The organism is Methylotuvimicrobium buryatense, assembly GCF_005931095.1.
Classification (GTDB): Bacteria; Pseudomonadota; Gammaproteobacteria; order Methylococcales; family Methylomonadaceae; genus Methylotuvimicrobium; species Methylotuvimicrobium buryatense.
In genome coordinates, this window is the sequence record NZ_CP035467.1 from 1,164,622 (window position 1) to 1,186,336 (window position 21,715).

At 48.8% G+C, this 21,715-nt stretch carries 16 protein-coding genes; 9 read left to right on the forward strand and 7 right to left on the reverse strand.

Annotated features, from left to right (window positions below; translation table 11 throughout):
• Positions 1-15: 15 nt before the first annotated feature.
• The 3 genes from EQU24_RS05430 to EQU24_RS05440 all read left to right on the forward strand — a co-directional run bounded on the left by EQU24_RS05430 (position 16) and on the right by EQU24_RS05440 (position 5,796).
• Positions 16-1,767, forward strand: a complete 1,752-nt coding sequence (locus EQU24_RS05430) for a putative porin (RefSeq protein WP_017840466.1) — start codon at positions 16-18, stop codon at positions 1,765-1,767.
• A gap of 97 nt (positions 1,768-1,864) precedes the next feature.
• The gene (locus tag EQU24_RS05435; protein WP_138767089.1) at positions 1,865-2,608 is read left to right on the forward strand and encodes a hypothetical protein; all 744 of its coding nucleotides are present in this window, start codon (positions 1,865-1,867) and stop codon (positions 2,606-2,608) included.
• Positions 2,609-3,399: 791 nt separating this feature from the next.
• On the forward strand, positions 3,400-5,796 hold the full coding sequence (locus EQU24_RS05440; RefSeq protein ID WP_017840464.1) for a tetratricopeptide repeat protein: 2,397 nt from the start codon (positions 3,400-3,402) through the stop codon (positions 5,794-5,796).
• A 236-nt stretch (positions 5,797-6,032) separates the two neighbouring features.
• Here EQU24_RS05440 and EQU24_RS05445 read toward each other — a convergent pair whose 3' ends face one another.
• A complete protein-coding gene (locus EQU24_RS05445; RefSeq protein WP_017840463.1) occupies positions 6,033-6,710 on the reverse strand; it encodes a peroxiredoxin family protein in 678 nt (225 codons plus the stop codon).
• Positions 6,711-7,135: 425 nt separating this feature from the next.
• Here EQU24_RS05445 and EQU24_RS05450 point away from each other — a divergent pair, with 425 nt between their 5' ends.
• Positions 7,136-8,473, forward strand: a complete 1,338-nt coding sequence (locus EQU24_RS05450; protein ID WP_017840462.1) for an MFS transporter — start codon at positions 7,136-7,138, stop codon at positions 8,471-8,473.
• A 357-nt stretch (positions 8,474-8,830) separates the two neighbouring features.
• Here EQU24_RS05450 and EQU24_RS05460 read toward each other — a convergent pair whose 3' ends face one another.
• Complete coding sequence (locus tag EQU24_RS05460) at positions 8,831-9,376, reverse strand: Slp family lipoprotein (protein WP_026130129.1); 546 nt, start codon at positions 9,374-9,376, stop codon at positions 8,831-8,833.
• A 371-nt stretch (positions 9,377-9,747) separates the two neighbouring features.
• On the opposite strand from EQU24_RS05460, the gene bamE reads away from it, so the two are divergent.
• Both bamE and EQU24_RS05470 read left to right on the forward strand, forming a co-directional pair.
• Positions 9,748-10,089 (forward strand): outer membrane protein assembly factor BamE domain-containing protein, encoded by a 342-nt coding sequence (gene bamE / locus EQU24_RS05465; protein WP_017840460.1) that lies wholly within the window; start codon positions 9,748-9,750, stop codon positions 10,087-10,089.
• Between the two features lie 195 nt (positions 10,090-10,284).
• Positions 10,285-11,211: a 5'-nucleotidase gene (locus EQU24_RS05470; RefSeq protein WP_017840459.1), complete on the forward strand. Its 927-nt coding sequence runs from the start codon at positions 10,285-10,287 to the stop codon at positions 11,209-11,211.
• Here the strand turns inward: EQU24_RS05470 and EQU24_RS05475 are convergent.
• Both EQU24_RS05475 and epmB read right to left on the reverse strand, forming a co-directional pair.
• On the reverse strand, positions 11,183-12,700 hold the full coding sequence (locus EQU24_RS05475; protein WP_138767091.1) for a hypothetical protein: 1,518 nt from the start codon (positions 12,698-12,700) through the stop codon (positions 11,183-11,185). The genes EQU24_RS05470 and EQU24_RS05475 overlap by 29 nt on opposite strands.
• Positions 12,701-13,164: 464 nt before the next feature.
• Complete coding sequence (gene epmB, locus EQU24_RS05480) at positions 13,165-14,187, reverse strand: EF-P beta-lysylation protein EpmB (protein WP_017840456.1); 1,023 nt, start codon at positions 14,185-14,187, stop codon at positions 13,165-13,167.
• 102 nt (positions 14,188-14,289) lie between these two features.
• Between epmB and efp the strand changes: the two genes are divergently transcribed.
• Genes efp through EQU24_RS22285 form a run of 3 tightly spaced genes read left to right on the forward strand, consistent with a single transcriptional unit; the run spans position 14,290 to position 16,015 of the window.
• A complete protein-coding gene (gene efp, locus EQU24_RS05485) occupies positions 14,290-14,859 on the forward strand; it encodes an elongation factor P (protein WP_026130128.1) in 570 nt (189 codons plus the stop codon).
• A gap of 59 nt (positions 14,860-14,918) precedes the next feature.
• A complete protein-coding gene (gene epmA, locus EQU24_RS05490; RefSeq protein ID WP_235726458.1) occupies positions 14,919-15,842 on the forward strand; it encodes an EF-P lysine aminoacylase EpmA in 924 nt (307 codons plus the stop codon).
• A complete protein-coding gene (locus EQU24_RS22285) occupies positions 15,839-16,015 on the forward strand; it encodes a hypothetical protein (protein ID WP_175421663.1) in 177 nt (58 codons plus the stop codon). Before epmA ends, EQU24_RS22285 begins: the two co-directional genes overlap by 4 nt.
• A 218-nt stretch (positions 16,016-16,233) precedes the next feature.
• On the opposite strand, the gene EQU24_RS05495 is transcribed toward EQU24_RS22285, so the two are convergent.
• The 3 genes from EQU24_RS05495 to EQU24_RS05505 form a co-directional block, all read right to left on the reverse strand.
• Entirely contained in the window at positions 16,234-16,713 is a 480-nt protein-coding gene (locus EQU24_RS05495; protein ID WP_138767093.1) for a hypothetical protein, read from the reverse strand.
• 131 nt (positions 16,714-16,844) lie between these two features.
• Entirely contained in the window at positions 16,845-19,649 is a 2,805-nt protein-coding gene (gene rapA / locus EQU24_RS05500) for an RNA polymerase-associated protein RapA (RefSeq protein WP_017840451.1), read from the reverse strand.
• A gap of 263 nt (positions 19,650-19,912) precedes the next feature.
• Positions 19,913-21,655, reverse strand: a complete 1,743-nt coding sequence (locus tag EQU24_RS05505; protein WP_017840450.1) for a sulfite reductase subunit alpha — start codon at positions 21,653-21,655, stop codon at positions 19,913-19,915.
• Between the last annotated feature and the right edge of the window lie 60 nt (positions 21,656-21,715).

The window sequence follows — 21,715 nt, forward strand, 5'->3', positions numbered from 1 at the left end:
TTAATGGGAAAGACAATGTTACAGAAAAAGGCTGTCACGGCCTTAGTGTTGTTGAGCGTTTTAGGGCCGGTGCAGGCCGGTGAAAAAGAGGAATTGCTGAAACTGCGCAGCACGACCGAAAGCCTAATCAAGCAATTGGTCAAACAAGGCGTTTTGACCGAAGAAACCGCTGAAACGATGTTCAAGGAAGCCGAAGCCGAAGCTGGGAAGATCGCATCGCAAGCAAGGACCGCCGCGGCGCTAAGCAATGCGGCATCGGTTGGCGAACTCGCCGACGACGAAGTCCGGGTTTCCTATATTCCCGATTTTATCAAGGATCAAATTCGCGATGAGATCCGCGCGGAATTGCGCGAAGATGTTACCGGTGACGTAATCAGTAAGGCCAAGGAAGAAGGTTGGGGTTTGGCCGATGCCTTGCCGGAATGGACTCGAAAATTTAAGTTGTCGGGGGATTTGCGTTTGCGGTATGAGCCGGTTTTTTATGCCGATGAAAATGCCAGCGGCTTGAGTATTTTCCCTTTTTATCCGAATGGACAAGCAATCAATCAACTGGGCGGTGCCAGAAATGCGGGGTTGGACCTTATCGAAAATACTACGACGAACAATCAGCGCTTTCGGCAACGCTTTCGGTTGGGCATCGATGCCGATATCGCGGAAGGTTTAGAAGCCGGAATCCGTCTATCGACCGGTAATTTCAGAGATCCCGTTTCAACAAATCAAACCATGGGGCAAACAGGCGATCGTTATGACTTCAACATCGACCGGGCCTATCTTCAATACGACGATGTCGACAGTTTCGGTTTTAATTGGCTTTCTCTGATGGGCGGACGTATCAAAAATCCTTTTTTCGTTGGAGGGGGGGAGTTCACCAGTGGCTCCGAGTTGGTTTGGGATACCGATTTGTCATTCGAAGGTTTTGCGGCGACTTATCGATACAACTTAGGATTGTCTAATGGTTTAGGTGACGGCGCACGAGTACTCTATGCGACAGGTGGGGCTTTTCCGCTGCAGGAAGCTCCATTCAGTCATAACGATAAATGGCTGTTCGGCGGACAGGTTGGTTTGGACTGGGGATTTAAAAATAAAGACAATCTGAGAATGGCTTTGGCTTATTATGATTTTAAAAATATCACAGCCAGGCCGAATACATCAACCGCATCCGGTACCTGCGATGTCAATTCTCGTGAAAATACCGCTTCGATGCCGGAATTCATGCAAGGCGGTAATACGCTGGCAACAATCTGTCGTGACGGTGCATTTAATGATCCTTTACCCAGCGAATTTCCCGGTATGGTTGGTTTAGCGTCTGAGTTTAAAATTGTCAATTTTACCGCACGCTATGATATGGCCTTATTTGATCCGATTCACTTAACGTTATCCGGTGATTATGCAAAGAACATCGGCTTCGACAGCGAAAAAGTGGCAGCCGCGAGAGTATTAGGCGGCGCTTTGGGCAGCGGGGCAGTGGACGAACAAACTACCGCTTGGCAATTACGTGCCGACTTGGGTTGGTTGAGAGTCGATAAAAAAGGCAATTGGAGTACTTTTGTCGCCTATAAACGGGTCGAACGCGATGCGGTAGTCGATGCCTTTTCGGATTCGGACTTTCACCTCGGCGGCACGAATGCTAAAGGCTGGATTCTCGGGGCTAACTATGCGCTGCTCAACAATGTTTGGTTAACTAGCCGCTGGCTAACCGCAGAAGCGATAACCGGGCCGCCTTATGGTATCGACGTTTTCCAAATCGATATCAACACCAAGTTTTAAGGTTGTGGTGAGCCGTGAAATCTATAGAAGAGGCGAGCCAATGTTTGTCCTGTCCGGACGGCCAATTGTGATCAATTTCCGAATATCATCAAATCTTATGATCAAGATCATTTCAAATTTTTTGGCCGTTTTGTTTGTTTCCTCATTGTTATCGAATGCCGTTTATGCTCAGGCAGCCAGGCGAGACGACGGCGGCAGCGCGCGTGTCATCAACAAGCTGCAGGCGATGGTCCGCGAAATGACCGCCGAGCGCGATGCCTTGAAAGCAGAAAACGATAAGCTGGCCGCCGAGATCGAAACGCTGAAAGAGCAGCATGAAGCGGCGGTTTCTCGTGAAGAAAAACTGGGCGGCGAGCTGGACACGCAAAAAAGTACCATTGAAGCGGTTCGCGGCCGGCTCGATCAAACTCATGGGAAATTGGTCGAAGTTGTCGAAAAATATAAGGTATTGAATCAGTCCAAAAACCAATTGAGCCTGGAGCATGCCGAGCTGCAAAAACTCCAAGAATTTACCGTTTCGGAACTGGATTCCTGCGAGAATAAAAATATCAAGATGTATCAAGCAACTCGAGACATGCTCAAAGATTATGGCGGGCAAAGTCTTTGGGCGCGACTAGTGCAGGCCGAGCCGGTTTTTCAATTCAAAAGCGTTGAACTCGAAAACATCATTCAGGAATACGAAGACAAATTGATCGAGCAACAATACAGGCGCAAGACCGAGCCTGAAGAAGTTTACGAAGAGACAGAAATCGTAGATGAAATGCAGGAATCCGCTCAAGATTCAAAACCTGAAGAAATTCAAGAGCCTGACGATATTCAAAGTCAAGAGGAAGGCAGCTAAAGAAGGAATAGCTAACGATAGCAATATCAAAATGTTACGGACGGGTTTGCAAAACCCGTCCTGCCGGGTGGCACTTGAGGTCTCTGATGTGGGAGCGATCCCCAGATCGCGATATCGAAGCCGCCAAAGGCGGGTCGCAATAAAAGTCATCGAAGTCTCATTGGCTAAGACAGCAGGGCATTTTGTACATAGAATACCTTTAGTGAAAGCGTTGTTCCGCTGTTTCCCAAGCTCCAGAGACTGTGAAAGTATTCCCTCATTCCCACGGTCCTCCGTCACTACCATTAAGTTAAGCCGCCAAAGAATAAGTAATGCTGGCATTTTCCGCATTCAGGCTCGAATGTGCTTCAAAAGCCCGCCATCCATGGCACTGGATTCCGCCAGTCCGTGGCGGAATGACGGGTTTCCCTTAACTTAATGACAGTGACGGTCCTCCGTGGGAATGCATACCGATCTTGTCTCGGCAACCAACGTATGGATTTTCAGGGAGGACCGTGGGAACCAGAAAACTCACTGTCATTATGTTAAGCCGTCATGTCGGCATGGATTGCCGACATCCAGACTACACGGATGTATTCAGTGCTTGCCATCCATGGCACTGGATTCCGCCACTCCTTGGCGGAATGACAGGGGTTTCGATATCTTAATGGCAGTGCAAGCTAGAGCTTGGGAAGGAGCAAAAACTTATACCAATTATCTCTCCAAACCGCTTCCGCACTAGGAGAATGCGGAGAAACTACAATCGGAAAATCCATCAGGAGTGCCCGAATTTCAGAACCAAAAAACTATTCATGAAGTCTTTTATACGAAAGTACCGTTCCATTCTTTTTATCATCCTTTCTTCCGCAGCCTTGACTGCCTGCGACGACACCGAACGTCAAATGAACGAATATCTCGAACAAGGTAAGCAATTATTTAAAGCGGGTGATTACGAGCAAGCCCTTGCCGCTTTCGAACAGGCGCTCGAATTCAAGCCGGATCAAGTTGAAGCCTTGTTCGAATCTGCCGAGACTTCGGTAAAGTTGGGCAATGTACAACAAGCCGCAGACCTTTACCGGCAGGTCGTCAATGCCGATCCGAAACATTTGAAGGCCCGCGTCAAACTCGGACAAATCTATCTGTTGGCAGGTCAAGTCCAAGATGCCGAGACATTGATGAAACAGGCGTTGGCTATCGATGCCGAGAGTCCCGATGCCTTGGTTTTGCAGGCTGGGATTTTGGCCGCGCAAAATAGTAGCGATGCCGCGATCGTTAAGGCGGAAGCCGCGCTCGCGAAAAGGCAGGGAGACGTTCCGGCTGTATTGCTGCTCGCGTCGCTCAAGGCCAAATCGGGCAAACTGGATCAAGCGATCGAGTTTGTACGCGGTTATGCCGATCAAAATTCCGACGATACTTCGTTACTCTTGATGCTGGTCAATCTATACGTCAAGACTCAAGCTTTCGACAAGGCCGAAAAAACATTCGAAGACATTATTAAAATCGAACCGAAACCCTTGTTGCACCGTAAGCGATTGGCTTTGTTTTTGATCGAGCACAATCAACTCGACAAGGCTGAAAGCGTACTGCGCGATGCCGTTATCGATTTGCCTGACAATCGGCAAGCGATTGTCAATCTGCTCGATTTCTTGACCGAAAAGCGGGGGCCGGAAATCGCCGAAGCCGAATTGATTCCGCTCTTGGAAGAATATCCCGACGACTTTGTGTTGAAGTTCGGCTTGGTTAATTTGTATCTGGCACAAAATCTGACCGATAAAGCCGAGCAAGCGTTATTGGAGATAGTCGAGGCCGACTCTTCCGGCGTTCAGGGCATCAATGCCGAAAATCGCTTGGCTAGGCTCTACGCCAATACCGGCCGAAACAGTCAAGCTGCCGAATTACTCGAATTCGTGTTGCACAAACAGCCCAAACAAAGCGATGCCTTGATTTTGCGCGGCGAGTTGGCGCTCGCCGAAAGCCGCTTGACCGACGCGATCCAAGACTTTCGTGAAGTGTTGGCGGACCGCTCGAACGATGTTGCCGTATTGAAATTGTTGAGCACCGCTCATCGGTTAAATCAAGATCCGGTGCCGGCGCTGGAAAATCTTGAAAAAATCGTGCAATTGCAGCCGGCCGACGAGAATGCGAGGCTTGAATTGGCCGAATTGTTGCTCACTACTGGTAATCCCGGCAAAGCCGTTCAGCAAATCGGCGCGCTGTTGCAAGCCGATCCCAATCATAAAAAAGGATTGGAAGCTTTGTTCAAGATTTATTTGTCTCAACGGCAATGGGAGCAAGCCCGTCGAGTATCGGACGCCGTGCAGCAAGCTTTTCCCGATGAAGCGACGGGGTACTATCTGGCCGGTTTGTCATACCAAGCCGAAGGTAATTCCGAAAAGGCGGTCGAGCGCTTTGCCGATGCGTTGGTCAATCAACCCGATGCAATCGAACCGTTGACGCAATTGGTCAATACCCAGCTGCAATTGAATAAGCCGGACCGCGCTTTGGCCAAGCTTCAAGAAGCCGTGAAGCGGCAACCCGAGCATTTTGTCGCTTACAATTTGATGGGCGGCGTGTTGGCCGCGGCGGGCAAAGCGAACGATGCGGTCGCCGCATTCAACAAGGCGATCGATATCAAGCCCGAGTGGGAAAGTCCGTACCGCAATTTGGCCGGTATTTATCTCAATCAAAACCATAAAACCAAAGCGGTCGAAGTTTTGATAAAAGGCATCGAAAAAACGGCATCGACGACGTTGACCGGCGATTTGGTTGCGCTTTATCACCGCGACGGAGCTCATGATAAAGCGCTTGCCTTGTTGGAGGAAAATTACCGTATGCAACCGACTTCGGCCGTTGCTTTGAATAATTGGGTCCGTTATTTGACCGAACTGGGCGGCGATAGCGCAACGTTGGATCGTGCCGCTAAATTGGCCGCGCCTTTGGCGAAAACGGGTCATCCCGATATGTTGTTTACGGTCGCCGTGTTGGCCTATAAGCAAGGCAGTTACGAACAAGCGAAAGAGTTGTTGTTGAAAGTCACTGCGCTAGCACCCGAGTCGGCGATCGCTCAATACCGGTTGGGTATGGTGTATTTCAAACAAGGCGATCACAAACGGGCGAAACAGCATCTCGAGCGGGCTGTCGGCAAAGATGAAAAATTCATCGGTATCGAAGAAGCCCAACAGATCTTGAAGATGCTCGAGGATGTTTGAATCTTTTTTGGTTGTGTAGTTTATTTAGCCTGGGCGGCTTCGATATCTTTTCTTTATAACTGTCCCTCCGGGCTTCGAAATCGCGACGAAGGCGTCGCTCCCAAAGCGCTTGGAAACCCTTTGTGGGAGCGACGCCTTCGTCGCGATGATCGGATCGGGTTGGTTTGGTTGCGAACTGGTCCGATAAGGGCTTCTGATGCGTCGATAATTCTTTGCCAACTGAATGGCAAAAAACATCATTTTTGTATTTCTGCTTCAAGCAGTTTTTGAATCCTGAATTCCAGTTCGGGATCATGTCCGAACAAGCATTCGGCCAACCTGCCTTCTTTGTCGATCAGGATGCTGGACGGCGTGCCTTGCAGATCGAAAAGCTCGAAGGTTTCGGCACGGTATTTAAGGCCTTCAAGATAAAAGGCTACATTTTGCCGGATTTGCTCGCGTTGCAGATCGCTTTGTTGCTCGAAATCGGGAATACGCGAATTTATGAACTCGGTAATTTCTTCGTCGGTGAAGTTTGCCCGGCGTTCGATCAAACGGTCCATCGCCAATGGAAATGGGACCCGATAGGACAGCTTGCCGTCATCCAACAAATCATGTTCGGCTAAGACGCGATAGGAATGCCCGATGACCTGTTGTTGATTAACCAAAAGCTTTAAGTTGTCCAGCGTGTTTTTATCGAAATCTTCGAAAGCCGTTGATATGCCGATGACCGTCAGGCCCTTATCGGAGTATTTTCGATGCATTTCTATTGCCTGGGGCAAGCCATAGAGGAAGCAGCCGGGACAATTGAGTTGAAAGACTTCGATCAGTACGACGCGCCCGTTTTGCTGTGTTAAATCAATGGGGTTTCCCTGTATCCAATCGGATACAGGCAAAAGTGGGACGGTTTGGCCTATTCGTATTTTATTCATCATAATTTACTCGAATATGTTGTTAGGGTTTCGGACTCGCAAAGTAAGATTTTTGGAGTAAGTGTTTCATTTCGACCATCATTGTCGAAAAAGGTTTTTCGCTCGTTCCCAAGCCGGAGTTTGAGATACAGCGAAGGAGCTTAGGAATATGCACAAAATAACTTATACAAGTAGTAGGCTTTGTGGCGGTTTGGTGACTCGCTTGACAGGACGCCGTGAATACGTCCCTGTAGGCTTGACGGTGGCTATCCCTGCCGCCGACACCTGTCAAGCGAGTCACCAAACCCCCTTCCGACAGTTGTCTAAGTTATTTCATGCTCGTTCCTTAATACTTACAAATCAATTTATTTTCCGAGTCTATAATGTCGGTTTTACGGGAATCACTCAGAATTTCTCAAAGTCAGTCATTTCAAGTCAGGAATAAGGCAATGAATCCACGTGTTAGAGCGTCGAATAAAGAAATATTCGGTTGGGCGATGTTCGATTTTGCAAATCAGGCTTATACCTTGCTGATTGTAACGGTCGTCTTCGGCGATTTATTTACGCGAGTGATCGTCGGCGATGCACCCGATTACCGGCTTGGTAATCTGCTTTGGAGTGTGTCTTTGGCGATCGGTTATTTGGGCGTCGTGATTTTTTCGCCCATAGCAGGCGCGGTTATGGATTACACAGCCAATAAGAAACGTTTTTTATTCGGTAGTTACTTATTGACTGTGTTCAGTACGGCAGCGCTTTATTTTGTCGAACCGGGTTTGGCGTGGTTGGGCGTATTATTGTTGATTATTTCCAATTTCGCATATTCAATCGGCGAAGCATTTATTGCGGCATTTTTGCCCGACCTCGGCCCGCCGGATGATTTGGGTAAAATTTCCGGTTTCGGTTGGGCGCTTGGTTATGTCGGCGGTATGGTTTCGGCGATTTTTGTGTTGTTGGTGCTGGGTGAAGTTAGCGCCGAAAATTTTGAAAGCATTCGTTGGGTGGGCCCTTGGGCGGCCGTATTTTTTTTGGTTGCGGCGATTCCGACTTTTTTATGGGTCAAGGAGCGTGGCGTGCCTTGTTCGTTACCGCCCGGAACGGGATATTTCCGTATTGGTATCGGCCGAGTTCGCAATACGGTTGAACATATCAAGGATCACCGCGACCTAGCGGTAATGTTGGTGTCGATTTTTTTCGCGATGAGCGGTATATATATCATCATTACGTATGCATTCATCTACGGCGCGCAAATTATCGGTTGGGACGAGGAGGTCAGAACTTGGATGTTCATTATTGTGCAGATTACCGCAGCGTTAGGGGCGGTGGCTTTCGGTTTCATACAAGATAAGTTGGGTGCGTTGTTTACTTATCGACTGACTTTGATATTGTGGATATCGGCTATCGCAATGATTTATCTGACGCCTGTGTTTACTGAAATGATGCAGTCTCAGTTCAATGTCGCTTGGCAAGCGCAATATGTTTTTTTATTCGTCGGTAGTGTCGCGGGGTTGAGTCTGGGGTCTTGCCAATCGTCGACTCGAACTCTGATCGGCTTGTTCTCGCCGTTGTCGCGTTCCGCCGAGTATTTCGGCTTTTGGGGCTTATCGATGAAGTTGGCCGGCATGTTCGGCTTGATGGCAATCGGTTTGTTGCAGATTTTGGTCGGGCTGAAAAGCGCGATTTTGTTTTGTATCGTACTATTTGGCGCGGCTTTGTATTTCAGTCGACAAGTCAGTGAGGCAAACGGGCGTGCCGCCGCCGAGAAAGCGGACAGGGAGTGTGTTTTATAATCCTAACGTTCATGAAAGCCAGGCAATCGCCCCAGTAAATGAAAGTGCGAGGGCGTGGGAGGGTGCGGTTACTCGCCCGACAGGACGCCGTGAATACGTCCATGTAGGCTCGACGGCGGAATCTGATTGCCAGGGATGGCATGAATGCAGATTTTGCAGGAGCAAAAATCTGCCCTGCCGCCGACGCCTGTCGATCGAGCAACCGCACCCTCTTCGGAGTTGGCATTGTGTTACATATCGAAAAATTAGATAAAGAGTCTCAATCTACGAACTTTCACAGTAAATTAGGCAGTTTAACCATGAAACACATGGTAAATTTATTTCCCGGTGCATTAAGCGTTTATGCCGAAATTGGGATTAATACCACGGATAATAAAAACGAGGATGGTAGCGGTAGTATCCATAAGGATAAAAGCCCCAGGGGTAAGGTCCGTAACCGAAGCCTGCTCCGAAATCGGTACGGCAATCTCTTTGCGTGCGTTCGGGCCAACGATGAACCGTTTGGATTTCAACGACGGGCACATTCAGTGATTTGTTGCCGATTTTAAGCGTGTCGCTGCCTTTCAGAGTGCCGGCGGCGGTGATTTGGGTGTTTTTACGGTAAACGGCAGGATCGTAAAATTCGGGAGTTTCCAGGATGAATCGGCCTGAGGCTTCTTGGTCGGTTTGCGGTCTTCCGAATCTGTCCAACGGGTAATGAAGAATCTGTAGTCGACTAAGATTTTCCTCGTTGTCGACTTGGATAATTGTGCCGCCCCAGCGTACTCGATAATTTTTATAGGTGTCGATGCGATCGATGGTTTCGGTATATTGAATGTCTGGTACCGGTGCTTTTTGTATCGCCACGGGCAGGCTGGAACATCCCGATAAGAAGAGTGCGGAAAAGAGGATAAACCATTTCATAGCCTGGGCTCACGGTGTTTATTGATGCTAGTTTCAGACCTTTTTTTTAACGCCTAATTCATTTTACTATGAAAGTGCCTCCTCGCTAACCCAAGCAAATTCTTTTCCGGGGTGATGAAAGCTTTTTCATTATCGCTGGGCGAATTTTTTCGACATTTCCGCGAGTGCCTGTTTACAGCTTTTGAGCGGCCGCCGTTTCATGGTGTTTGAACGCGGTTTTTAGGGGCGTGTATAAATAAGATGCATAAAACCCTTGTAAACAGTTAATATAGCTCAATATTCAAATACGACTCTCGCGTTGGAATCGTGTCGAATGATGGCTTTTCCATGCTGTTTTTATCAAATTGTTTAATCGACTAGGATCAATTGCTATGAATATTGTTGGTTTATCTTCTTTACGGGCTTTGAATTTAAGCCTCATGTTGTTTGCTGGTTCGATAGGTGTCGCGGGGCTTTCCGGTTGCGCTACGGTCGGTAAGGATTTTGCCGCATCGCGGGTGATGGATCTGAAAATCGGCGAGACGACTCAAAATCAAGTACGGGAAATGTTTGGTCAGCCATGGCGGATGGGCATGGAAGACGGTCGTCACACTTGGACGTACGGAAAATATAAATATTCTTTATTCGGGCCGGCCGAAACCGAGGATTTGGTCATTCGCTTCGACAATAACGGCATTGTTAGGTCGTATACCTTTAATACCAGTAAAAAATAAGGAATATGTACAAAATAACTTCTACAAGCATTACGCATTGTGGCGGTTCGGTGACTCGCTTGACAGGACTCCGTGAATACGTCCATGTAGGCTTGACGGCGGCTATTCCGGCCGCCGACACCTGTCAAGCGAGCCACCGAACCCCTTCCAACAGTTATCGAAGTTATTTCATGCTCGTTCCTAAGTGCCGATGATATGACGGCGCCGATCGAGATCACGCATCAAAAACTGGTTGTTGCGGTTTCATCCCGGGCTTTGTTCAACTTGGACGAGTCGCATCGGATCTTCGAAACGGAAGGTAAAGAGGCTTTTTGCCGTTACCAGATCGAGCATGAGGATGAGATTTTGGAGCCCGGTTTCGGTTATGAACTGGTCAAGAAGTTTCTAGCGTTGAACGCCATCAGCAAAAGCGGCCCGATCGTCGAAGTGATCTTGTTGTCTCACAACAGTGCCGATACCGGTCTTAGAATTTTTAATTCGATCGCGCATCATAAGCTCGATATTTCCCGCGCGGCGTTTACCAGCGGTGTTTCGCCTTACGAATATATTCGTGCATTCGGCGCGCATTTGTTTCTTTCGTCGAATGCGGTCGACGTCGCTAACGCCTTGGCGGCCGGTTATGCGGCCGCGACGATATTGTCGGGTTCTTCGCTGAAAAAGTCTCATGATCAATTGCGTATCGCATTCGACGGCGATTCGGTATTGTTTTCGGACGATTCCGAGCGTATCTATCAAGAGCGCGGTCTAAGCGCATTTACCGAAAACGAATGCAGTCAAGCCAAAAATCCACTGCCCGGCGGCCCTTTCAAGGAGTTTTTGAGTACTCTGCATCGTATCCAGGCTCAGTTCGATCCGGATGCCGTCCCGATTCGAACGGCTTTAGTAACCGCGAGAGGCGCACCGGCTCACGAACGGGTGGTTAGGACGCTTAGACTTTGGGGTATCAGAATCGATGAGGCTTTATTTTTAGGCGGCATGCCGAAAGGCCCTTTCTTGGACGCTTTCGGTGCGGATATCTTTTTCGACGATCAGCAAGGCCATTGCGAATCGGCTGCACGGCATGTTGCCGCTGCTCATGTGCCGCACGGTGTCGCTAATCGGAAACGATCCGATAATGCATGAAATGTTCCCCGGCTTCGATCAGCTTGTTGAGATAATAACGTTTGTCGAGTTGTTCGACCCGGACCAATTCGTCTCCTGTCGAATATTTGCCGGGCGGCAATAAGACGGTTTCGGTTTTTGACGGCGAATCGACCAATAAGGCTTCGATAGTCGTTGTTTGAATGCGGAATTGAACGGAATTGGCTTCCCCCGGTAATGTTTCTATCAACATCTGTTGTATAGGGGATGAGCTTTTGATTGTTTTTCGGATTATGCCGATGCAAGGTATTTCTTGTTGATTGTAGAGGAAAATCGGTTGGCCGGCGGTGAGTCGTTCGTTCTTTGCATGACCTAGGAGGTACTGCGTAAACTTCGTCTGTTGTATATTAATCCATTCAACTTTAATGCTTTTGCCGCTTTCTTGCGATAGATGCAGCTGGCGAGGGCTTAGCATTTTGAATTCACTTTCCATCGGGATTAGTTCCATTTTGCTCAGCGCCTCGGCTTTGTCCATTGGGCCGCTCAATCGATGGATCTTAAAAATCCTTTCAAGGTGCTTCAGCCGTTCGCTTATTGCCGTCATACCGACGGTATAACAATAAGCTGTGGGCTTTGATAGTATCACCGAATCGAGAATATCTTGGTAGCCGCTAATTTTTTGACGTAACGTGAAATATAAATCGTCTTGCCCCTCCATTTCCGGTGCTAGGCCTGAAAGATGCTGCGCAACCTCCTCGGTGTTGAAAATAAGGCCGTTTTCGCCAGGGATATCAGGAATGTCTTGATGCAAGGTTTTATCGCAACCGTCCCAGTAAAAGTTATAAGACGGGTTCAGTGATTTTTCGAACGCTACTAAATCGGCAATGCGATCGGCGAGATCGAAATAAGCGATGATGCGTTGCGCTGGTGCAGGGTAAGGGTCGAATAATGCGAACAACAGATTGCGTTTTAACACCGACGATATCGATTTATGCACTTTAAATGCCGGAATTTTGCTCGATAACGAAATAGGGATTAATTGTTCATTGCGTGCGATTCGATAGAGTTTTCCCGTCTTTTGCCAAAGCGTCGAGGAATTCCGCTCCGAAAACAATGTATTGGTTCGCATTGTCAGTCCGGCGATTTGCATGGCCGTAAAGATGGCATGAGCCTTGCGTTTTTCGTTTAAGGATTGGGCCGTAGATGCATGGCAGTAGGCAAGGCAGTGGCTACGTAACAATTGACTACTGAGTCTGGCAAGTTTGCGGGATTTTGGGTTCACCGAGCCTTCGGCAATGATCGATGGTAATAATGATGCGATCAAATTATCGGAAATATGTAAGACCGACGGGGTTAAGGTATCGAGTACGGCCAGCAGATCTTTATCGCCGAATCGAATATGCGGTATTTTTTTTAATGCCGCATAAAGCGTTGCGCCTGAGGCAATGGAATCTTTTACGTCGAGTCGACTTAACCAATCGGCTACCGCGTCTTGTTCCAACGTAAAAGGAAGTGATTCAGATTTTTTCATCGTATCTGACTTTTGACAATTCATTAAGCTGTTACATTGTAGACTCTATGTTTTTTTTCGTTGAGAAATTATCCGCACTTCGTCCCTGTAAATTTTGGCTATGTTCGCGTTAGCAGTTGAAACGATTCTCTTTCCTACTAAATAAACCACTTAGGAAATAGTCAATGATTGCTTTCCAATACGCTGAGCGTGGAAGAGGGTACGATTACTCGCTTGACAGGACGCCGTGAATACGTCCATGTAGGCTTGACGGCGGAATCTGATTGCCATGGATGGTATGAATGCAGATTTTGCAGGAGCAAAAATCTGCCCTGCTGCCGACACCTGTCAATCGAGCAACCGTACCCTCCTTTCAGCCATTGGCGCGATATTGAAAAAAAAAGTTATTCAGAGTCGAATCCTTGGGGTTCATGTTGGGTTTAAGTTCAAAAGTATCAACTAATAACGCGAACATAGCCTAAATTTTAAAGTACACGTTCCGATGCTTCGATTGGTTTTTTGTATGGTGCCCCAGCCACTTCTCTCACCAATTTCGGAACTAGATAGCCCGGTAGGTATTTTTGCATGGCTTCGTATAAGCCTAAAGTTTCTGCTTCGGAAACTTCAAAATGTCCGGTGCCGGTTGCTTTGTCGAGACAATGCAAATAATAAGGTACGATGCCGTTGTGAAATAAGGTTTCGCTAAGCCGACACAATTGTTCGGCGTTATCGTTGATGTTTTTCAGCAAAACAGCCTGATTGAAGAGCATCATGTCGGCATGCTTAAGTTTTCGGCAGGCGATCTCGACGGCAGGGCTAATCTCGTTGGCATGATTGCAGTGCATGACGATCGTAACGCTTGGTCGTGCGTTATTCAGGGTTTTGATTAATTCATCCGTAATTCGCGACGGCAGCACGATAGGGATGCGGCTATGAATGCGGATGCGGGTTAGATGTTCGATCGCATTTAGCTGCTCGATGAGTTCGGCTAGACGGCTATCGCTTAATAACAAAGGGTCGCCGCCGCTGAGAATGACTTCTGAAATACTCGGGTCGTTGGCAATATAGTCGATGGCCCGGTTTTGCTTTTGGCGTCCGAGTTGGTAATCGGCATACGGAAAATTTCTGCGAAAGCAATATCGGCAGTTGATCGCGCAGGTTCCGGTATTGATCATCAAAACTCGGCCTTGATATTTGTGCAAAATATGGTTTTCGCGGGTAGCCATGAGATCGCCGACCGGGTCGTCGTTGAAGCCCGGGTAGGCGAGGGTTTCATCGTGAATCGGCAGGACTTGCAGCAATAAAGGATCGTTGGGATCGTTCTTATGCATGTTTTCGGCAAAGCTTTTCGGTACTTTCAGTGCAAATTGCTTCGCGGCTTGTTCCGATATCGGTAAGTTTTTTGGGTCGAGTTCCAAAAAAGCGCAAAGCGTTTCGAAAGTCGTGAAGGCTTCGGTAAGCTCTTGTTGCCAGGAAATTTTCGGGACAAACGGAGGGTTTTTGGTCATCGGATGCGATTTCGAGTTTCTAACAGTTCGGCCGTCTATTATAATGGCGAGCTTTTATTTTTAATTATTTCTTTATTCTTAATTGGCAGTCGTGAGGAAAATATGGCCACATTTAGTACCAATGAATTTAAAGCCGGATTGAAAGTCATGTTGGACGGTGATCCCGCAGCGATTATCGAAAACGAATTCGTCAAGCCGGGTAAAGGCCAGGCATTCAATCGGGTTAAGATTAGAAATCTGAAAACCGGACGAGTCATCGAAAGAACATTCAAATCGGGCGAGTCGCTTGAAGGCGCCGATGTGGTCGATATCGAGATGCAATACCTCTATAACGACGGTCAATTCCGCCACTTCATGGTTCCGGATACGTTCGAACAGTATCAGGCTGATGAAAAAGCCGTCGGCGATGCCGGGCTTTGGCTCAAGGATCAGGATATGTGTACCGTGACGCTATGGAACGACGTCCCACTTTCTATGATGCCGGCCAATTTTGTCGAATTGGCGATTACCGAAACCGATCCGGGCGTGCGCGGCGATACCTCCGGTGGCGGCGGTAAACCGGCCGTATTGGAAACCGGCGCGGTCGTTCGCGTACCGTTATTCGTGCAAACAGGTGAAGTGATCAAAGTCGATACCCGCACCGGCGAATATGTCTCGCGCGTCAAAGAATAGTGACGCAGGACGATTGGCTACCGACCGGTTCGTTGGAGTATTTGCGTCAGCGGGCGCGAATGCTGGCTGCGATTCGCCGGTTCTTCGACGAATTGGAAGTCCTTGAGGTCGAAACGCCGCTGCTCTGCCATGGCATCGGCACAGATCCGCAGTTAGCCTTTTTCAGTACCGAATTTTGCTTTCATCCGAATCGGCAGACGCTGTATTTGCAGACTTCCCCAGAATTCGCGATGAAGCGTTTGCTGGCAGCCGGTTATGGTTCGATTTACCAAATCTGTAAGGCTTTCAGAAACGGCGAGTCCGGCCGTTTTCATAATCCCGAGTTCACCTTGCTCGAATGGTATCGAGTCGGCTTCGATTTATTTCAATTAATGGCGGAAATCGACCGGTTGATTCAGGTTGTTGCGAAGCCTTTCAAAACACTTAAGCAAACGCATACCGTTCATTACCAAGAAATTTTTCTAAAATATACCGGCCTCGATCCGCTAACGTTTTCGGCCTACGTTTACCGGGAATTTGCCGAGCGCGCCGGCTTGCCTGAAGCCGTTTCGATTTGTGAAAACGATCATGCGCTGTGGCTGGATTTTCTTTTCAGTCATTGCGTGCAGCCTCATCTGGGAGAAGACCGTTTATGCATGGTTTACGGATTTCCGGCCTGTCAATCGTCGCTCGCGCGCCTGAATGCCGATAATCCCGCAATAACCGACCGTGTCGAGATTTTTATCGACGGCGTGGAATTGGGTAACGGTTTTTACGAATTGTGTAATGCCGACGAGCAAGAGGCCCGTTTCGATAAGGAAATCGACTTTAGAGCCAGCAATGGGCTGCCGCCTGTTGACAAAGATCGGCGCTTCTTACGGGCGCTCGAATCGGGTTTGCCCGATTGCTCCGGGATGGCGATCGGTTTGGATCGTTTAGTGATGGTGATGATCGGTGCCGAGTCGATCGAGCAAGTCTTGGCGTTTTCGGTCGATAGGGCTTGATAGAAAAAGAGGAAAGAGGAAAGAGGAAAGAGGAAAGAGGAAAGAGGAAAGAGGAAAGAGGAAAGAGGAAAGAGGAAAGAGGAAAGAGGAAAGAGGAAAGAGGAAAGAGGAAAGAGGAAAGAGGAAAGAGGAAAGAGGAAAGAGGAAAGAGGTTAGATCGAGGTGAGATTTAGTTCAATTTTTTGCTGTTTCCCAAGCTCCAGCTCTCGCCCTTATACTGACCTCCTTGAGGTACGTTGTTGGACATCTAGCGCGATGGCAAAACCACTCAATCGCTGGAGCACGGTATGGTAATCCCGTCAATGTTAATGCAAGCCCTTAGGGTTTGATTAGTGTAGGATTCTATGCTTAAAGTCCTGCATAGTTTTAATGCTTGGCTCCTCGCAGCCGGTTATTCCTTGGTTACCCCTATAGTTTCGGCAGGTTGCTCGGCCGCTTTCAAGCGTGGCGAAACCAGGTGTGTGGTGTAGGCTTCCTCAAGTTTTTTGTCGCCGTACTTGGTGAATTTGAGCGGTATTCGGTTGTCTGGTTGCTTGCTTAGATACACCGTATTCGAGGGTTTGAGATTAAGGTCGTGTGCATGGAATCTCAGTATTCGTAGAATCCGGCTGGCTTGAGCAAGATTGCAGCGTATGGCTTGTTCCAAATAAGGCAATCGGCCCCGGCGCCAGGCGGCGATGTCCTGTTCCGTCAAAAGTTCCATTTTTTTGAAAAGCCGAACCGGCGCAACATAACCTTGATCGGTCAGTAATTCCGCCGTTGCCTTAACGATGCGGAGATAGAATTTATCCGTGCGGTAATTTTCTATCGTGACTTTTTTCATTGAATGGTGGTAACTATTCAGCGCATGCGGTAGGTTGGTGTCAGACATTGATTTCTAAGGACGCGTGAATACATCCTTGTAAGCTCTGACTGCAACGTCCTGTTGCAGACAGCCTTATAAATTAATGCCTGACACCTTCTCATACATGACTTATGCTGAATAATTACGAATGGTGTTTTTTAACTAGTAATGATAAATCTGACCGCATCGAGTCTTAATTGCGCGTCTTGAATATTTTCGTGCAAGAGCATCGCGGTTTCTTTCTGGAATTCGATTTCATCTTCGCGAATCGACGGATTGACCAGTTTTAGCCGAGTCAACCGTTTGATTTCGCCGGTCATCGTCTCCAGCATGTTTTTTTGACTGTCCGTAATCAACCGGTTCATTTGCGCTTGGGCGTTTTGTTCGGCGATGTCGAGCAGGGTAGTCAGGTGTTTTCGTTGGCTGTTCAAAAAAGCGACGATCTGTGTTTTGTCGAATTTTTTGCCAGAGTCGATCAACTCGATATGTTCGATCGTATCGGTTAAGTCGGCCTTGTTTTGGTCGATTAAGATGCGAATAGGTGTATGCGGCAGAAAGCGTCCTATTTGCAGTTCGGGCGGGGCGCTGCATTCGACGATGAACAAGCATTCCAATAAGAAGCGGCCGGCTTTTTGGTCTTTATGCTTGACAACACTGACACCGGCATTACCGGTATCGCTGGACAGAATCATATCCATCGCAGCGGCGACCATCGGATGTTCCCAGGTTAAAAATTGCAGTTCCTCGCGGGCCAGCGCAATGTCGCGGTTGACGGTAACCGTCAAGCCGTCCTCGGAAAGTCCGGGGAAATGCGCCATGCGCAGGTGTTCACTGGGTCTTAGAATGTAGCAATCGGCCGAATGGAATTCGGTATCGACGCCGTAACATTCGAAGACGTCTTCCATATAAGGCCATAGCAAGCCTTCATTATCCTGTTGCTTGAGTCGATCGATCAGTTCTTGAGCGTCATCTTTACGGCAGGAATTGAGTTCGAGCAGCAAATCGCGGCCGTTATGCAGTTCGGTTTCGATTTGTTGCGCTAGGGTTTGAGTTTTGGCAATCAGTTTGTCGAGCGATTCGCTATCGTATTTTTCGAGCGCGGTGTGCAGTTCATCATGCAGAAGCTCGGCGACGCGTTGTCCCGCCGAAGTATTGTGACGGAAGGCGTTCAAACCTTCGTCGTACCAGCGGAATAGGGTATGTTCGCGGCTGCCGGTCAAATAGGGTACATGAATTTCGATGATGTGACGTTGACCGATGCGGTCGAGGCGGCCGATGCGTTGCTGTAACAGGTCGGGATTGTCCGGTAGATCGAATAAGATCAAATGATGGACAAACTGAAAATTGCGGCCTTCGCTGCCGATTTCGGAACAGATCAGTAGTCTAGCCGAGCTTTCTTGGTCGGCGAAATAGGCCGCCGCGCGGTCGCGTTCGATGATCGACATGCCTTCATGAAAGACGGCCGCAGCGATGCCGAAGCGCTTTTCGACAATGTGTTCGAGTTCGATCGCGGTTTGCGCATGCCGGCAAATCAATAATGCTTTTTGACCCGCTAAAGCTTTGATTTTTTCAACGAGCCAAAGTGTACGGGGGTCTTCCTGCAAGGATTCTGAGCTTCCGTTCAAAGTGTACCCTTGACGTTCTCGGTCAGGGAAGCCCTGCACGGTTTGCCGGGAATTTCTGAACAAAATCCGGCCGGTACCGTGATGGTCGAGCAGAATCTTCACTAGTTCTTCGCGTGCGAGCTGTGATTTTTTCGGATCGTCCAGGTTTTTGAGTAGAGTATCGACATGGTCGTGCTTGACCAGGCGCGCTAAATGGGCTCTTTCGTCCGGCGTTAGTGCTTGATTAGCCAGCAACGATTTGGCGGCTTCGGCAACGGGTTGAAAGTGTGTTTCTTCTTCGAGAAAGGCGCTGAAACTATAGAATCGATTCGGGTCCAACAGGCGCAATCGAGCGAAGTGGCTTTCCTTGCCGAGTTGTTCCGGTGTCGCGGTCAATAAAATCAATCCGGGCGTCGATGCGGCGAGATTTTCGACGAATAAATATTCCGGGCTGGCCGAGTTTTCGCTCCATTGCAAGTGATGGGCTTCATCGACGATGATCATATCCCAACCGGCATCCAACGCTTGTTGTTGCCGTTTCGGATGTTGCGCGAAAAACTCCTGGCTGCAGAGTATCAATTGTTCGGTGTTGAACGGATTTTCAGTCGACGGTTCGGATTCGCCGATATAGTCGATATCGATGTTTTCGATACCTAGGCAGCGCGCTTCGTCGAGAATGCTGAAACGTAGATTAAAGCGCCTGAGCATTTCAACTAGCCATTGATGAAGAAGGCTTTCGGGTACGATGATCAGGGCCCGATTGCTTAATCCGTTATTGAGTCGGTGATGCAGAATCAATCCGGCTTCGATGGTTTTGCCGAGGCCGACTTCGTCGGCAAGCATGATTCTAGGCGTCGGGCGCCCGGCGGCTTCATGCGCGATGAATAATTGGTGCGCGATCAGCGACGTCCGTCCGCCTTGTAGGCCTTTGACCGGCGATTGTTGATGTTCGCGGCAGTACTGCCATGTTTGATAACGCAATTGAAACCAAGCACTCGGGTCGAATTGCCCGGTAAACAAGCGATCTTGCGGTTTATTGAATTGGATATGATGGTTCAATTCCATTTCATCGAGGCTTATCTCCCGGTTCTCCTCGGTTTTACCGACATATGTCACCAGACCATTGCGTTCGATGACTTTGGTCACGGTCAATTTACTGTAATCGGCAGACTCGATGGTATCGCCTTCGCTGAAAATGACGCGCGTCAGGGGGGCATTATCTTTCGCATACACGCGGCGCTCGCCGGTAGCCAAAAAGAGCATTGTCACTCGGTTGTACTCGGATTCGACGACGATGCCTAAACCCAATTCGGATTCGGTGTTGCTGATCCAGCGTTGACCTGGAATAAAATCATTCATGAAACAAACCTGTTAGATGAAGCCTGAGGCAGGCTTCGATCGGGAGCGATAAACCTAAATTCGGCACCGGGGGAGGCTCTAAAAGCCCAGCGCCTAAATTATCTGAGTAATTGAATAGCCGATTGGCCTGGAATTTAGGTGTTGGGTTTGCGGCGTTCTTTGACGAGCGCCCCTGCGCAGAATTTTGATCTCCGATGGGTGTGGCAATCAATAGTCCTCGACTTTGGAATCGTTGGTGTACAGTGGTTACGTGTGTACCAGGATTAATAAACGTCCCGAACGTAGCGCTTATCCTTTTTCAATTGATTGACATAATCGACTGCCTGCTGTTCGGTCATTTTTCCCTGTTCGGCGATCACATCGTGTAACGCTTTATCGACATCCTTAGCCATGCGGTAGGCATCGCCACAGACGAAGAAATAGCCGCCTTGTTCGAGCCAAGCGAATAATTCCGCGCCGTGTTCGCGCATTCGGTCTTGAACGTAAATTTTTTCCTGCTGATCCCTGGAAAATGCCAGGTCGAGCCGTGTCAATAGACCGGAGGCTTGCATTGCTTCGAGTTCTTCTCGATAAATGAAGTCTGTCGCGGCATTACGGTCGCCGAAAAATAGCCAGTTTTTACCTGTTGCTTGCCGTACTTCCCGTTCCTGCAGGAATGCGCGGAAAGGTGCGACGCCGGTGCCGGGGCCGACCATGATCATCGGCAGGCTGTTATCTTCCGGGACTCGGAATACCTTGTTCGGCGTGAAAAAACAGCGGACATCGGTCGTTTCATCGACGAGATCGGCCAGGAAGGTTGAACACACGCCTTTGTGTTCGCGGTCGTGGCTTTGGTAACGGACGCTGGCGACGGTTAGATGTACGGCATCCGGGTGTTTTTTACTGCTCGACGATATCGAATAGGCACGGTGTTGTAGCGGTTTCAGCAAGGCGATGAATTCGGCCGCAGAGATATCCATGTCCGGGGATTGCAACAACAAGTCTAGAATATCGCGGCCCCAGAGATAATTCGTCAATTTTTCCTTATCGTTTTCTTCAAGCAACGTATTCAATTCCTGATCGCCGGAGCGGCGAGCGATTTCATCGATCAGTTCCTTGGATGGCAATTTGATTTCGAAATGAACGCGTAGCGCTTCGTTAAGCGGCATTAATTCGCCATCGACCGGGACTTCTTCTTCGCCTGAACAGTTGATTGTTTGTAGGATGTTTTTGACGAGTTCCGGGCAATTGGTCGGGAATACGCACAACGCGTCTCCGGCTTCGTAGCTTAGGTCTGAACCGGCGATCGAGATTTCATAATGTCGTGTTTCTTTCGATGATTCGGGGGCGGTCAACAGACGATTGACGAGTAATTTGGCCGGGAACGGGTTTTTACGGCTATATTTCGGCGCTTCGACCATTGCTGCGTCGGAGTCGACGATAATGGTCGTCGAGGCGCCCTCGGCCATATGTGGGATCACTTCTGAAATCCACAATTCGGCCGGTTCCTCGAAGTCGACGTCGCAGTCGATCCTGTCATAAATACGTTCGGCGCCGAGTTCGGCAAGCCGTTGATCCCATTCGATGCCGGCTTGGCAAAATTGATCGTAACTCGTGTCGCCGAGCGCCAGTACGGAATATTTCATGTGCTGCAACGACGGTGCCGCATCGGACGAAATCGCTTCCCAAAGCATTTGCGCATTGTCCGGCATTTCGCCTTCGCCGTAAGTGCTGGTGATGATCAAGAGATATTCCATCTTGCCGAGTGCATCCAATTCGACTTCGTCCATGCTTTTGACGATCGGTTTTAAGCCGTGGGCTTTTGCGGATGCGGCGGCATCGTTTGCCAAGGCTTCGGAGTTACCGGTTTGCGTTCCGTAAAGAATATGAATGATGCGAGCGTCGGCCTGGCTCTTGCTGCCGGCGCTTTGTATCATTTGCGTATGCATGCCCGCGAAAAAGCCACTGAGCCAGGCTCGTTGACTGTCGCTGTAAGGTGCATCGAGTGGAATATGAGGTGTTTTCATCATGTTTAGTTACAAATTAATGAACGTAATACCGGCATGCCCGTGATTTCTCACAGGTTA